Source organism: Sedimentibacter sp. B4 (assembly GCF_000309315.1).
GTDB lineage: Bacteria > Bacillota > Clostridia > Tissierellales > Sedimentibacteraceae > Sedimentibacter > Sedimentibacter saalensis.
In genome coordinates this window covers 1-615 of the sequence record NZ_CANG01000375.1, presented here as the reverse complement: position 1 = coordinate 615, position 615 = coordinate 1, and the positions used below count along the sequence as shown (strand labels likewise).

Genomic DNA, 615 nt, shown 5'->3' with positions numbered 1-615 from the left:
TCCTGCCCGCCAGTGGCGGCGTCCTACTCGCCACGCCGCTGCGGACCGTCCTCGATGTGGCCGTCGGTGACACGATCGAGGTGGACGCCGGCAGCGGGCATACCGCGCGGCTGAGGGTGGCGGGCTTCACCGAGGAACCCCTGGGAGCCTTCGGCTACGCGCCCTTGCGACCGTGTCCACGCTCACCGGGCAGACCGGCTCCACGGTGACGGTGAGTAGCGCCCTGGTGCGCTTCGAGCCCGGAGCGGATCGTGCAGCCGTGCTCACCCGGCTTACCGGCGTGGAAGGCGTGGCGGTCGCGCTGGACGCTCGCGAGCTCTACGACCTCGCCCAGAAGTTCATGGGCCTGTTCTACGTCTTCGCCGGCGTGATGCTGGCCCTGGGCGCAGTCATGGCGTTCGCGCTGATCTTCGTCACGATGACGACCAATGTCTCCGAGCGGGCGGTGGAGTTGGCGTCCCTGCGCACGCTGGGAATGTCACGACCGAGGGTGTCCCGGCTGGTCACGGCGGAGAACCTGATCCTGATCATGGTCGGGCTGATCCCCGGGCTGGCTCTGGGCTATGCCACTGCGGCGGCCTTCATGTCGTCGTTCTCCTCCGACCTGTTCCAGTT

General features: G+C 68.3%; 1 protein-coding gene. It reads left to right on the top strand.

Annotation, left to right across the window (positions count from 1 at the left end; translation table 11 throughout):
• Positions 1 to 211: 211 nt before the first annotated feature.
• Positions 212 to 615 (top strand): ABC transporter permease (locus tag BN358_RS11510; RefSeq protein ID WP_157593412.1); only part of this gene is annotated, 404 nt, incomplete at its 3' end.